General features: G+C 60.3%; 6 protein-coding genes. 1 reads left to right on the top strand and 5 read right to left on the bottom strand.

What is annotated here, in order from left to right; translation table 11 throughout:
- The first annotated feature begins 15 nt into the window (after nt 1–15).
- Nucleotides 16–10329 carry a LysM peptidoglycan-binding domain-containing protein gene (locus GHT07_RS21150; RefSeq protein ID WP_194793011.1) on the top strand — a complete coding sequence of 3438 codons (10314 nt, stop codon included), beginning with the start codon at nt 16–18 and terminating at the stop codon, nt 10327–10329.
- Nucleotides 10330–10876: 547 nt separating this feature from the next.
- Here GHT07_RS21150 and GHT07_RS21145 read toward each other — a convergent pair.
- The 5 genes from GHT07_RS21145 to GHT07_RS21125 form a co-directional block, all read right to left on the bottom strand.
- Nucleotides 10877–11245 (bottom strand): hypothetical protein, encoded by a 369-nt coding sequence (locus GHT07_RS21145; protein ID WP_153587076.1) that lies wholly within the window; start codon nt 11243–11245, stop codon nt 10877–10879.
- Nucleotides 11154–11858 (bottom strand): type II toxin-antitoxin system MqsA family antitoxin, encoded by a 705-nt coding sequence (locus GHT07_RS21140; RefSeq protein WP_194793010.1) that lies wholly within the window; start codon nt 11856–11858, stop codon nt 11154–11156. Before GHT07_RS21140 ends, GHT07_RS21145 begins: the two co-directional genes overlap by 92 nt.
- Before the next feature lie 2 nt (nt 11859–11860).
- A complete protein-coding gene (locus tag GHT07_RS21135; RefSeq protein ID WP_153587075.1) occupies nt 11861–12226 on the bottom strand; it encodes a hypothetical protein in 366 nt (121 codons plus the stop codon).
- 44 nt (nt 12227–12270) lie between these two features.
- Nucleotides 12271–14058, bottom strand: a complete 1788-nt coding sequence (locus tag GHT07_RS21130) for a glutamine--tRNA ligase/YqeY domain fusion protein (protein WP_153587074.1) — start codon at nt 14056–14058, stop codon at nt 12271–12273.
- Nucleotides 14059–14211: 153 nt separating this feature from the next.
- Nucleotides 14212–14421, bottom strand: a complete 210-nt coding sequence (locus tag GHT07_RS21125) for an EF-hand domain-containing protein (protein WP_153587073.1) — start codon at nt 14419–14421, stop codon at nt 14212–14214.
- Nucleotides 14422–14578 lie beyond the last annotated feature (157 nt).

Below are 14578 nucleotides of genomic sequence, written 5' to 3'. Positions count from 1 at the left end.
GAGACTGTCTATCACGTGGCGGCTGTCACGCAGGGCGCAGTGGCGCCTGCGGCTGCACCCGCCACCACCAACTACATCTACAACGCCAGCAAGCCAGCCGAGCTGCGCTTCGTCGTCTCTGCGCAAGGGCGCGTGACCGAATACCAGACGGTGAAGATGGCGAGCGCCGTAGGCAGCGTCGGGCCAACGACGATCTTTGTTTACGACCAGTCAACGTATACGGGCGCGATCACTGAGACAGCACTGGCCGCGTGGGCGCAGACCCAGCCCGTCGAAGGCATCATGCGCACCGACCTGAGCTATGACGCGCGGGGGCAGCTGGAGTCGAAGACGACGTATGTAGGCGTGGACGCACTCCGAGCAGGTCTGGCTGCAGGCAAGACCACCACCAGCTACACGTACACGACACAAGGCTTGGTGTGGACGACAACCCAACCCGGTGCGACGGGATCAACCTCAGGCGTGACCACGAACGTGTACGACGGCATGGGCCGCCTGCTGCAGGTGACGAATGCGCTGGGCGAAGTCACGCTCACCAGCTACGACGACGCGCTGATGCAAACCAAGGTGAAGCTGGCGAACAACCAGACGAGCATCAGCACGACCGATCGCGCAGGCAATGTGCTGAGTGTTTACAACACAAACGCAGCGCTGGCGAACCTGGGCACGACGCAGTACGCGTATGACAAGGACGACCGCCTGGTCATGACGACGGATGCGACAGGCGTTCGCACCTTCAAGGTCTATGACACGCAGGGACGGTTAGCCGGTGAAGTAGATGGTGATGGCACGCTGGTTGAATACATGTACGACGCGGCGGACCGACTCTCGCGCACGGTCAAGTACACGACGGCGGTAGTCCTCACGAAGCTGGTGGATGCAGCAGGCAATGCCCTCGCTCCCGTCATCGACACGATCCGTCCGGCAGCCTTGACGTTGACGGATCAAAGCACGTGGCGCGCGTATGACGCAGCCGGTCGCCTGAGCAAAACCGTCAGCGCCGAAGGCTCGGTGGTCGAGTACTTCTACGACGGCGCGTCGCTGCTCTTGTCGACCAGGGAATACGCCACGCGCCTGACAGCCACTCAGATGGCAGCGCTGGGCAACAAGCCCTTGCCTTCTGCCATCGCGCCCACGCCAGACACAGCGAGCGACCGCGTCACGCGCAACTTCTACGACGCAGACAACCTGCTCATTGGCACGCTCGACGCAGCTGGCTACGTCACACAGATGACCTACGACGCGGCGGGCCAGCTGGTGCAGACCAAGCGCTCGTACAACCTGACTCCCACTGCGCAGCGAGCCACAGGCACGCTCGCCGCATTAGTCACAGGCGCGGGCGCCAGCACCCAAGACGAAACCACGACGTTCTTCCGCGACGGCAAAGGCCAGCTCATCGCGCAAGTCGATGCCAACAAAAACTACACCGAATACGGCTACGACCTTGCGGGCCGCCAAACCTCGACCACGCGCTACGCCAAGAAGGTCACGAGCACGACCTTCACCCGGGCATCGAAGCTCACCGACTTCAAGCCAGCCGCCACTGCCGGCCAGGACCAGACGACGAGCCTGAGCTACGACGCGCTGGGCCGCTGCACGCAAGAACTCGATGCGAGCGGCACCAAGACCGAGCACACGTACAACACGCTGGGCCTGCTCACGCAAACAAAAACCTCGGTAAACCTGGCGAATGAACGTGTAGCCGTCACGCTGACCTATGACGACCTGGGCCGCCTCATAACGGAAACCACCGCAGACAACCGCACCCTCACGCACACCTACGACCTCGCAGGCCGGCGCATCAGCACGACAGACGGAACGGGCAACAAAACCCTGTTCTTCTACGACGCAGAAAGCCGCCTGGTCTACACCGTGGACGCCACCGGCAGCGTGAGCGAAACGGACTACGACACGCTGGACAACAAGCTGGCGGAAATTCGCTACACGCAGAAGAAACTCACCGCCACCACGCTCAACTCGCTCGCCGGCGGCCTGATCACTGCCGCCAACGCAGCAGTGCTCGTCAGCAGCGTGCAGACCCCAGGCCAGGACGCCCGCATCGACTACAAGTATTTGCGCGGCGGACAAGTCTCTTCAATCAAGGACGCCAACGGCAACACGACGTATTACTACTACGACGCGTTCGGTGCGTCGCTGGGCTGCGTCGATGGTGCAGGCAACGTGCAGTACAGCGTGTACGACGCCAATGGGCGGGTGGTGCAAACCACGCGCCTCGCCAAAGCCATCTCGGGCGTCACCGCAACAACGACGCTCGCAGAAGTGACCCAGCGCATCGCCGCCGTGATCGGCGACGCGGGCGACCAGACGATCTACCGTGTCTATGACATGGATGGCCGACTCACCGCGACGGTGAATGGCCTGAACGAAGCAGAGCGGTTCTGGTATGACGGCAACGGCAATGTCATTGAGCGCCGCGCCTATGTGAACCGTGTGGCTGCGGACTGGACGCCCACCAACCTCGTCACGACGGACCACGTGGACGACCGCCGCACACGCACGATGTACGACAGCTTCAACCGTGCTGTGTACACGGTGGACGGCGCGGGCTCAGTCACCACGTATCAATACGACCTCGATGGCAACATCACGCAGCAGCGCGTGTACGCCAAGGCCATCGACCCGGCGACCTTCAACGGAACAACGCAAGTCATCCCCGGCGCAGCGGCAACAACGCCAGACACCATCACCACGTACACCTACGACTCAGACAACCGTTTGATCTGGAGCGTGGACGGTGCAGGCGGCGTGACACGCCGCTACTACGACAAGGACGGCAACGTCACGCAGCTGGTGCAATTCGCAGCGGCCATCACACCGGGCACGAGCGTAGCGCTCGCAGCGGTGAACTCTACGTATGCGAGCACCGGCAAAGACCGCATCACCAACTACACGTATGACGCCGCAGGCAGGCAGATCTACGCCGTCGATTCGCTCGGCACCATCACCGGCACCGTGTACGACAAGGCGGGGAACATCACGGCGAGCATTCAGTACGCCAAGCTTGGCGCAGCACCCGCCCCGGGCGTGCCGCGGGCGCAGGGCACTCCTGCTGAAGACGGCAATGACCGCATCACGCGCATGGTGTACGACGCAGCGAACCGGCTCGTGTTCACGGTGGATGCAACCGGCGCAGTCGCAGAGCGCAGTTATGACGGCGCGGGCAATGTGAAGAGCATCACGCAGTATGCGAACGTGATCGACGCTGCGAAGTTCAATGCGTTGAGCAAGACGGCCACGTGCGACGACATCAACGCAGCGCTGGTGAAGACGTCGACTGCCAATCGCGTGCAGGCGCAAACGTTCGACAAGGCGAACCGGATCGCTACGACGACTGACGGCGCGGGCCACATCACCACGTACAGCTACGATGGCCTGAGCCGCTCGACCAGCGTGACCGACAGCGGCACGGGCATCACCTCGCGAACAACGACGTACACGTACGACGGCGCGGGTCGCACAAGTTCGGTCACCGACGCGCTCGGCCAAACAGATCGCTACACCTACGACGGTGTAGGCAACAAACTCACGTTCCAGAACAAGCGCAACGCCATCTGGACGTACGAGTACGACGCCGCAGGGCGTCTGACCGACGAGTACACGCCCAGCGTGGACGTCACCAGCGTTACGAGCGGCCTCGTGATGACGACGGCTGCGCGCGTCATTCGCACCACCAACACCTATGACGCTGCGGGCAACCTGCTCTCGCGCACAGAAGCCGTGGGCCGACCTGAGCAGCGCACAACGAGCTATGAATACGATGCGTTGGGCAGGCAGATCCGCACGCGCTTCCCGAACGTCGCCGTGTACGTGGCCGAGACTGACTCAGCGATTGCGACCAACGGTCAAGGCAACGTAGCCACGCGAACCGATGCAGCCGTCTCAGGCGGCATCTACACCGAGACCACTTACGACGCGCTGGGCAACGCCATCCGCAACCGCGATGTGGGCGGCGCGCTCAGCTACAAGGTGTATGACCAGCTCGGGCGAGTGACGTACGACGTCGATGCCATGCGCTATGTAACGGGCTACACGCTCGATGCATTCGGCGCAGTCACCACGCTCACGCGCTATGCGAATGCGATGACGCTTACCGGCACGGAGACGTCGCTTAACACTGCGGACATGACCAGCGCCAAGCTCGTCAAAGACAGCACTGTCGACCGCGTCCTGCTCACCACCTACGATCGCATGGGCCGCGTGGACTCGGTGACAGAGCCCACCGTCGATGTGTTCGACCCTGAAGCCACAGGCGCTGGGCAGTACTACCAGGCCGGAGCGCTCACCGACAACACCTATAACGCCTTCGGCGAGCTGATCCAGGTCGCGCGCTTCAAGGGCGCAGGCACGGCCAGCACCGCCGCCTACAACCAGTTCAACTACTACGACAACGCGGGCCGCTTGACGGCCACCGTCGATGGCGCGAACTACCTCACGACCAACACGTATGACGTGCTGGGCAACGTGACGCAGACCACCGAATACGCCAAAGCGCTGACGGGCACGATCACAGCGGCGACCAAGCCCACACCGCCGACTGCGAGCACGACGGACCGCACCACCACCTTCGAATACGACAGCCTCAACCGCAAGAAAACCGAGACGCGCCTGAACGTTGAAGTCACGGACCAGGACACGTTCACCACCAGCAGCGCGAGCGTGGTCACCCGCTACGGCTACGACGCGACGGGCAACGTCACGACCATCGAGACCGCAGACGGCGTCACCGGCAACTACTACGACTTGCTCGGTCGCATCACCGCAGTGACCAAACCCGTGCGTGCCGGTGAAACATCCGGCACGATCACCCCGCTGACGGTCTACAAGCGAGACATATACGGCAATGCAGTCGTGCAGATCGACTACACCAACGGCGCGGCAGCGGCAGCAAACCCGGCAGCAGCAGACGCGGTGAACGACCGCACCAGCTACTCCTTCTTCGACATCGACGGCCATGCCACGCGCACCGTCGATGCAAATGGTGCCGACCGCTACGCGTCTTACGACGTGTACGGCCGCGTCGTGAAGCAGTGGCAAACACTCGGGACAGGCACTGCATCGGCGACCATCTTCCACGCCTACAAATACGACGCCCTGGGCCGCCTCACGCGCGACATCACGCCCACCAACAACGCCGTAGAAAGCGCCGTCGTCAGCACCGACATCAAGTACAACGCCTTCGGCGACATCATCGCCAAGGGTGTGAACGGCGTCACCAGCGAGTACTACGACTACGACAGAGCAGGGCGCCTCTGGCGCACGAATGCGGGGACTGGCGCAGACGCCGGCGTCGCCACCATCTACCTCTACGACCGCCTCGGTAACCGCACCGCAAAAATCCAAAGCGCTGGCATCGCCTACGGCAACCAGGACTTGAAGGCCGCAACGATGACAGCGGCCAAGGCCGCGGCAGATACAACGCTGCGCCGCATCGACACACGCTACAACGCACTGGGCGCCGTAGTGCAGCAGACGCTGGCGCAACGCCAGGAGTCCTATAGCGACGTCAGCGTGCGAGACGCAACTGTCACCACCACAGTCGTGCCACCACTGCCGGTCGCGCCTTACGACGGCACCTACGTCAACTTCACTGACACCACCATCAACCTGAGCTGGAGCCCCATCGCCAGCCTGGGCGATGGCGACGTGAAGGTGATGGTGCAGTACAACACCGCGCGCGTGCAGGGCGACGGCAGCTACATCGAAGGCCCGGCTGCGCAAACCCCGGCGCAAGCCACTTTCAGCTCTGAAGCGGCCAATGCCGGTGCCAGCATCACGGTGCCAGCCACTTCAGTGGTTGCGAACACGTACACCACAGGCGGTGTGTACCGCGTGACGCGTGTGACCGTGTACAAGATGAACGCCTCGGGCAACTGGGTGGTCGTCACAGACCAGGCCGTGCCCAAGACAGGCGCGGGCGGCAACGTGATCGAAGTCGAGCGCATGGGCGGCGCGATCAGCCAGGATGTCGAGCTGTACGACAACCAGAACCCGGCGCTGGGCTGGAAGTCGATGGCGGGCAGCCCACTGTGGGCAGACTTCGGCAGCAAGTACCAGCTTGACCTGAGCAGCTACGACCGCACGCGTTACCAGTTCCGCGTGAAGGGCTCAGCCACCAATGGCACACCCACCGTGCTGTTCACCGATGCGCTGTCAACCGTGTCGAACCATGCGGGCGCGTCGCTCTCGCTGCGGCCCGTGATCAACCAGAGCGTGGACCGCTGGGGCAATGTGTTGAGCACCAGCGACCCGCGCTCCGCCACCTGGAAAACCACCTGCGAGTACAACGCCAACAACCAGCTCGTGCGCCAGTGGGTGCCCAACGACGCGGGCGTTGCGCAACTGCAGAGCGTGGTCTATTACGACAAGCTGGGCCGCCAGGTAGGCGTGCGCGAATACGTGAGCGCCACGGCAAGCAACCTCAACCGCATGCGCTATGACACGCAGGGCAACCTCGTCGAAGAACGCCATGCCGACGGCGGCAGCGTTGCCAACAGCTACAACGTATTCGGCGAGCGCACCGCCAACATCGACGCTGAAGGCAACAAGACCACCTACACATACAACAAGGCCGGCCTGCAAACCAGCGCTACGCATTGGGGCAAGGCCAACGGAGCCGGCGGCTACACCGGCTTCAACATCGTCACCAGCAGCAACAACGCAGCCGGAGACACCGTGACGCTGGCAACACCCACCACCGGCACCATCACCGAGAGCACCTCGTGGGACGCGGCCGGGCGCATGAAGAGCAAGACCAACGGCGCGGGCAATGTCACGCAGTACGACTACGACCTGCGCGGCAACGTCATCAAGATGACGCAGCCCGATGGCACCACCAAAACCACCTACACCTACAACGCGCTCGACCGCAAAACATCTGAAACAGACAACGCCAACAAAACATCAAGCTGGACGTACGACAACTTTGGCCACTTGACCGCGCACACCGACATCGGCGGGATCAAGACGACCTACAACTACGACGCCACGTCGTGGCAGCTCAAGAGCCAGACGAGCGAGCGCGGCCAGAGCCTGCTGTACGGCTATGACGCAGCCGGCCAGATGACGCAGATCGTGGACGTGGCAAACAAGTTCCAGACCACTGACTACACCTATGACTGGGCTGGCAACAAACTCGGCGAGCACGTGCAGTACACCGAGACAGACGCGTTGGGCAACAAGTCAGTCGTGGTCGTGCAAGACAACCACATGGCCTACGACAGCCTGGGCCGCGTGCGCTGGGTGGGCGACGACCACCTGCAAGTGGTGATGAACTACGACCTGGCAGGCAACCGCACGAACATTGCCACGCACGTCTTCAACCCCTACGGGCTGAGCGATCAAGTCAACGACACAACGCGCTACTACAAGTACGACGCAATGAACCGCATGACGGTGGTGGACGGCGTTGACGCTGCGTTCAACATTGACTTGAAGCAGGGCCACGTCATCACCTATGACAAGAACGGCAATCGCCTGACGGACACGTTTGGTGCGCTGGTGGTGACCAAGACTGCAGTCAAAACCTTCAACCCTGATCTGGCTGGATATCGGTATCAGACAGGCGGCATTGACTACGTGAGCGAGAAGTACAGCTACGACGGCCTGAACCGGCTGGACACGATTAGCCGCAACGACGGCCGCCTCGTGACAGAAGACCCCACCCAGACGTGGTTGACCATCGAGCAGCGATGCTACGACGCAGCCAGCCGAACGACCCAGGCGGGCGCGACGGGTGGCCTACCCGCGGACTACCTCAAGGCCCTGTACGGCAAAGACGCAAACGGCAACCCGATTGCAGGCAATGGCTCGCAGCAGCGGCGCAGCTCGTACAACGTGAATGGGCAGCTGATCTCGCAGCAAGTGGTGGGCATGAACGGCACGAGCGGCTACAGCACGTTTAACAGCACCATCGACGCGGTGGGCAACGTGACGCAGTACAAGGTCAAGACCGGCAGCACGACCAACACCTACAACACCACGCTCGCGCTGCTGGAGGGCTACAAGGAGGCGAGCGTCTCAGGCACGAGCACCTACCTTGAGCCGGGTTCGACCACCAGCACCTACGACACGAACGGCTACCTGAAGGCAGTTGATTCAACACTGGACGCGGACGACCGCACGTTTATCAACGATGTGCGCGGGCAGGTGCTGGCGGTGCAGCAAGGCACGGGGCCCAACACGAAGCTGCTGCGCGAGTTGATCGTGAATGGCGAGGTGCTGGCGCAGTACGGCCAGGGCGTTGACCGCGTCACGCCGCGCGACAACAGCGGCACGCCGATTTTTAACAACAACATTGCGGACTTCCAGTTTGGGTATCGGTCGATATCGCCGAACTACCCGAGTGCTGCGCCCGGTGTGTACACGGTGCAACTGGGCGATACGCTGCGCAGCATTGCGCAAAGCGCGTACGGGGACAGCAAGCGCTGGTACCAGATTGCGGAGGCGAATGGCATCACCAGCGATGCGCAGCTGCGCGTGGGTGTGTCGCTGAACCTGCCGAATTTGGTGGGTGGCGCGCACAACGACGCGAGCGTGTTCACGCCGTACGACCCGAGCAAGATTGTGGGCGACACATCGCCGTATCTGGCTGCGCCGCCGCCGAAGGAGGGCAGCTTCTTCGGGCAGTTCTTGATGTTGGTGGTGGCGGTGCTTGTGGCGGTTTACACCGCAGGCGCGGCAGCGCAACTGCTATCGACGAGTGTGACAACGGCAACAGGGACTGCGGCCGCGACATCGATGACAACGTGGGCGGCGGGAACCGCCGTGGTGTCCGGCGCGGGGGTTGGTGCGAGCGCAGTTGCAGCGGGTGCGATTGGTGCGGCTGTGGGCTCGGTTGCGAGCCAGTTGGTGGGCATTGCCACCGGTGTGCAGGACAAGCTCAATTGGAAGGGCGTGGCGCTGTCTGCCATCAGCGGCGGCGTGGGTGCGGGTCTACCGGCGAGTGCAAGCGCAGGCGTGGGCGCGGCTGTGATGCGAGCTGTACAGACGAATGTGATTTCGCAGGGAGTGGGAATTGCAGTTGGCCTTCAACGCTCATTCAATTGGGTCGGAGTAGCGGCCGCTGCTGCCGGCGCTGGCGTGGGGCAGGCGGTGGGTGCGGCATTGGCCGGTGATGCAGTACCAGCTGATGGGGTAGGGCCGGTGCGGCCAGCAGCATTCGCGGATATGGGATTTGCTGGCGGTGTGATGCGCGGCGGCATCAGCTCATTCGCTGGCGGGCTCACAACGGCCGTCGCGCGCGGTGGGCGGGTGAGTGTGCAGCAGATCGCGGCTGATGCGTTTGGCAATGCGTTGGGGGAGAGCATTGCAGGGCAGTCGCAGACAAGCGGTGCCGCCGCAGTTCAATCGTCGGGTGGTTTTAGCGAAGAGGACTACTGGAACAGCTATGCACCGAATCGATACGCCGATGTATTTGGCGGTGAGGCTACGAGAGTCTTGGGTAATGGAGGCGGCGCTAGAGGCGGTGCGATGAAAGTTGACGCATACGCTGAATTCGAAGTGCGGCGTATGCAGGAGTTGGTGAGAGATCGTATAAGCGGGGATCTGGATGCGTCAGCGCAGGCATATTGGGACTTGGACGCAAAGAGACGCGCCATTGATGATCAGCCATTTAACTTTGACAATCCGGCCGAGGCAAAGGGACTCATCGACGGTCTCAAGTCGCTCGAAGGTCCGTTCAGGACCTTGAATTCAAGGCGCGTCGATCAGTTCCTTCAATTGAAGGAAGCAGGTGGCCTCACGCTAGATCAGGAGATGGAGATGAGGAGGCGCCAAGCAGTGGGCGGCTTGGCCCACGGACTCCTTGGCGTTTCTGCCTATCCGCTTGGTGGGTCCGTGTTCGGCCGACCGGGGACTTCATGGGAATTCTCACCAGTAAAGCCGATCCCAGACCGATTGAACTTTGTTGAGAAGCGGTTGGGTGAGAGCTCAATTGAGCTGACCACCCGCGAGAAGATCAGCAAGGATGGTCAGGTTGTCACGAGTGTAGGGGCGCGCTCCGAAATCGTCACCACGTTTGATGCGGGAAGCAAGAGGATGCATATCGACTTCTATCGCACCTACGATAGTGGCAACAACATCGGGACCGAAATGATAGGCAAGAGCGTGGCGCTCTATGGTCGAGAAAACGTCGAGACAATCACCGCAAACATTGGACTGACCAACAAAGCGGTGTATGAGCAGCAAATTCGAAACGGAGCGAGTCCCACTGATGCAATTCGCGCAACACCGATAGGGAAGTCTTTGGACTATATTGGCTATGAGCAAATCTCTATCGCTGGCAGCAGCTTGATTGCAAGGAGGAAATAACTGTGGAAAAGCGACAAGTGGTTGAAGACTTGATGTCTGCGGGTCAAGCGAAGATATTGGTTGACCTGTTGACAGGCGAATCCCCTCATTCGCAGCTATTGACGAATCCAGAAAGGGTGGAAGAGAAGATATTGTTGGCAGGAGCTGTCTCGCATTTGTGGTTCCTCTCGGAGTTCGGAGATGCTGAGAGCCCAATAGAGAAGGAAGGCAGAGTCTATGCCTCGTATCCAGCCGAATTTGAACAGTGGCTAGACGCAGATTGCCCTGGACTCTCGGAGGGTGCTCTGAGGGCTCTCGAGTCAAGCTAGATGGAGGGGAGAGCCTTCCCTCGCCCCTCAGCCGCTGAGGCCTGGAGTTCTATCAAACGCGGAGGCCACTGATCGCAGTCCTTGTTCGATCGGTGAATATTCAGCAGGTGGCCGCGAAAGATGCAACGGTGGCGGGGTGATGGGCGGGTCGATCTAGAAGTCAACTGATTCCTGGCCACTATGCGGCGCGCCGTGGTCGTTTACCTCAATCGAGAGGTGGATACGCCTCTGGTGAGGTCTTACTTGCGCTTAGCTTTCACCACAGACGAGACTTTTTCACTGGCCTTCGCGCTCTTCTTGGGCTTTGATTGATCTGCCAATTGCTGGATCAACGGATGCGACACTGCTTCGGAAAATGCCGTCGCATCTTGTTGAAGTCCAGTAAGCAGCCCATCCTTCTCTTCTGCAATTCTCGTTAGCAGTTCCAAGCATATTCCAACAAGCGTATCGGTTGCGACGACGACCGTTAGCACTCGCTCGGAGTTCTCTTCATCCCCGTCCCAGTCTGGGCCAAAACTAGTGAATGGAATTTTTGAATTCTGACGACCAACCAGAATGCCCTCGATCCCGTCCACGAACACTTCGATGTGGTTTGATCGCTGTTTCATATTTTCTCTCCTGTCCTTGAATGGACGACGTCGCCGACTTTTTGTACCCAGAGCCTAATTGCGTCGACATGCTTAAACGGTCATACCTTAGCTTGGCATGAAGTACGCTCTTAAAGGATGACCTATGCGTAAGAGCGGGAGCAGTCTCGCCTACGGCACCTCTAGACTCGGGTTTACCGAGTGCCTTTGACATCGCAGGGACAAATGCTGGGCCTAACGTATTCGCTAGTCGTAAGAGTCGATCCATCGAAACGCTCTGAACAACTTCATCGTTTTCATACTTGGAGAACGCGTTGAGTCCTCCCCCAAAAAGGTTCGCGGCCTCATGTTGTGTGAGATCCAGCTTCTTTCGAATCGCTCGAATCTCAACTGCGGTAAGCAAGCCTTGGGTCGACTTGAATGCAGCCTTGGTGCTCGCAAATTTCTCTCGCAGGGCTAAGAGATTTCGGTCGTGCTGATTTGCGGTTTCAAACTCATACCCGCATACGCCACAACGACTGAAACTCTGCTGCAACCAAAGAGTCAGTCCTTTGAACTCGCATGAGGTCTCGTGCAGGACCTCATGCACCTCTTTCGACTCGCAAAACGGGCAGTGGATATGATTTTCGGACACGGCTATCGATCTAAATGAACGGATACGACCGCAGCGCAGCCACCGCTGGGTTTCGTTCGAATTCCGATTTTTATAAAAAAAACGCAATCGACCTCTGTGCCTTTGCAGAGTCGCTTTTCATCAAACGGCATCTTGTAACCATCCGCGTCTAGCAACTCTCGACCGTTGTAGATAGACATTTGAGGGTACGCCTTGTGAAAATTCTGAGTAGTGAGCAAGAGGATGAACTGAGTCAGAGTTCCGATCGTCCAATCAAGTTTCTTGAGCTCCACGTAAACACTGCGATTGGCGGGTTCAACAGCGCCTAAAGCGACTAAGCCTTGGATTTCAGCCAAATTGTAATGTGGTTGGCCAGCCATTTTAACCATGATGGTTAATTATAATGCCTTCGCCTGCGTTTTTGCGGGCCTGTCTAGCGAATCCAGCTGTCCTTCATTGCAGCAATTCGGCTAAACGTAGGGCTTCCCACTGCGTGGTCCTTCCTATCCGCCACAAAATACCCATGCCTCTCAAACTGAAACTTCTCATCCGGTTTCGCTGAGGCCAGTGACGGTTCCACGTACGCCTTCACCACCTTGAGCGAATCGGGGTTCAGCTCTTCGTGAAAATCCTTGCCGCTCGTGTCGGGCTGTTCCACCGCAAACAACCTGTCATACAGCCGCACTTCCGCTTCCAGCGCATCGGCCACGGCTACCCAGGTGATCACGCCTTTCACCTTGATCGCCGCCGCACCATCAGTGCCGCTCTTCGTGTTCGGCACCAGCTCGGCTTGCACTTCTGTCACTCGGCCCGTCGCATCTTTCGTCGCGCCCTTGCACTCGATCACATGGCCGTACTTCAGCCGCACTTTGTTGCCGGGGTACAGCCGGTTGTAGCCCTTGGGCGGCACTTCTTCATAGTCCGTCCGCTCTATCCACAACTCCTTCCCAAACTTGAATTCGCGCCGGCCCCTTGCTTCGTCATGCGGATGCACGGGCGCTGTGCAGTCGTCCAGGAAGTTGTCGGTGCCCATCACTTCCGCCCAGTTGGTTATCACCAGCTTCAGCGGGTCCAGCACGGCCATGGCTCTGGCGGCTTTCGGGTCCAGGTCGTCGCGCAGGGCCTGGTCGAGTGTTGAATAGTCGATCCAGCTGTCGCTCTTGGTCACGCCTATGCGTTCTGCAAACAGCTGGATGCTCTCGGGCGTGTAGCCGCGCCTGCGCATGCCAACAATGGTGGGCATGCGCGGGTCGTCCCAGCCGGTCACGTGCTTTTCATCGACCAGCGCTTTCAGCTTGCGTTTGCTGGTGATCACATACGTCAAGTTCAGCCGCGCAAATTCGTATTGCTGTGGGTGCGGCTTGTTGATCAACCCGCCTTCGCTCAGTCTGTCCAGCAGCCAGTCGTAGAAGGGGCGCTGGTCTTCAAACTCCAGCGTGCACAGGCTGTGGGTGATGTTCTCCAGCGCGTCTTCTATCGGGTGCGCATAGGTGTACATCGGGTAGATGCACCACTTGTCGCCCGTGTTGTGGTGGGTCGCGCGGCGTATGCGGTAGATGGCCGGGTCCCGCATGTTGATGTTGGGGCTGGCCATGTCGATCTTCGCGCGCAGCACAGCCGCGCCGTCGGCCAGTTTGCCGTCGCGCATCTCGCGAAAGCGCGCCAGGTTCTCTTGCGGTGTGCGGCTGCGGTAGGGGCTGTCGGTGCCGGGCTTGCTGAAGTCGCCGCGGTTGTGGCGCATTTCTTCAGCGGTCTGTTCATCCACGTAGGCCAGGCCTTTGTCGATCAAGTACTCGGCGGCGCGATACATGAAGTCGAAGTAATCGCTCGCGTGGTAGTAGTGGCTCGTGCCGTTCGCGTCCCAGTTAAAGCCAAGCCACTTCACTGAATCAAGAATGCCGTCAACGTATTCCTGGTCTTCTTTTTCCGGGTTGGTGTCGTCAAAGCGCATGTGGCACACGCCGCCGTAGTCGCGCGCCAGGCCAAAGTTCAGGCAGATGCTCTTGGCGTGGCCCACATGCAGGTAGCCGTTGGGCTCGGGGGGGAAGCGGGTGCGGATTCGGGCGGGGTCTGGCTGGCCTTGCAGGTGGTGCTGTGCGTCGCCAGGCTCGCCGCCCCAGCGGCGCTGGGCGTAGGTGCCTTCGGCCAGGTCACGCTCGATGATCTGGCGCAGGAAGTTGCTGGGTTTGTTCAGGGGCTCTTTGTCGGCGGGCGAATTCATATGCAGTCATTCTATTGACTCATGCGTTCGCAGCCCCGTGCGTGCCGGGCAAGCCCATACGTGGCAACGCCCACCTGCGCACGCGGGGTGCTCAGGTGGGCGTTGCTGCAAGCCGCAGGGCTTGCGCGAGGGGCAGTGGGTGGAGTGGGTGGCTTAGTTCGGGCCGCCGGAGATCATTGCGTCAGCGTCGGCGGCCGACATCATGCCGCGCGACTTCTTGCCCTTGGACCACATACCGTTGTGGTACGCGTTCCATTCGCGCTGCGAGATCATGCCGTCGCCGTTCTTGTCCATCATCTTCATGCGGGGTGTCATGTCCGACTGGGCCATCATCTTGGCGTCGGTCTTGCTGTCCGTCTTCATCTGTGCCTTGGCTGCCGGTGCGCCGCCCGACTGACCTTGCCCCTGTTTGACGAATCCCTTAACCGAGCTTGTTAAGCGGACTTCTTTTCCTGGGCCGCCAACCAGTTTCTCTCATGCTGCATTGGGCTCACGTACCCCAGCGTCGAATGCAGCCTCG

Source organism: Caenimonas koreensis DSM 17982, from assembly GCF_009646335.1.
Classification (GTDB): domain Bacteria; phylum Pseudomonadota; class Gammaproteobacteria; order Burkholderiales; family Burkholderiaceae_C; genus Ramlibacter; species Ramlibacter koreensis.
The sequence above is the reverse complement of the archived record's forward strand: the minus strand, read 5'-3'. Positions and strand labels throughout refer to the sequence as shown.

Coding starts and splice junctions, on each gene's coding strand:
- GHT07_RS21145 (WP_153587076.1), bottom strand. CDS start 11,245: ATGAAACAGCGATCAAACCACATCGAAGTGTTCGTGGACGGGATCGAG.
- GHT07_RS21135 (WP_153587075.1), bottom strand. CDS start 12,226: ATGGTTAAAATGGCTGGCCAACCACATTACAATTTGGCTGAAATCCAA.
- GHT07_RS21130 (WP_153587074.1), bottom strand. CDS start 14,058: ATGAATTCGCCCGCCGACAAAGAGCCCCTGAACAAACCCAGCAACTTC.
- GHT07_RS21125 (WP_153587073.1), bottom strand. CDS start 14,421: ATGAAGACGGACAGCAAGACCGACGCCAAGATGATGGCCCAGTCGGAC.